Here is a 312-nt window from a genome sequence, read left to right on the forward strand (position 1 = left end):
CGCCGATGACCGTAGCGATCCCCCAACGGACCGGCCGACAGCATCAGCGCCGACAGTGCGATCGCATAGGCGTTGATCACCCATTGCAGGCCCGCCATGTCGGTCTGCAGCGCCTGCTGCAGGGTTGGCAGGGCCACGTTGACGATGCTGATGTCCAGCGAAGCGAGGAATGTACCGAGGTAGGCCGCCAGCACCAGGGCGGGCCGTTGGAGGCGTCTCATGCGTGGATCCGGGGGGAGGATGTGCGCGCATCCTATCGACTGACTGACCGTCGGTCAATGACTGGCGGTCAGTCAGTGCGAAGGGGCAGCT

At 65.1% G+C, this 312-nt stretch carries 1 protein-coding gene; it reads right to left on the reverse strand.

Going from position 1 to position 312, the window contains the following annotated elements; genetic code table 11:
* On the reverse strand, positions 1-221 hold a 221-nt coding region (locus EKC99_RS15745; RefSeq protein ID WP_163152705.1), incomplete at its 3' end, for an MFS transporter.
* Between the last annotated feature and the right edge of the window lie 91 nt (positions 222-312).

Source organism: Anoxybacillus sp. MB8, from assembly GCF_011006755.1.
Taxonomy (GTDB): Bacteria; Bacillota; Bacilli; order Bacillales; family Anoxybacillaceae; genus Anoxybacillus; species Anoxybacillus gonensis.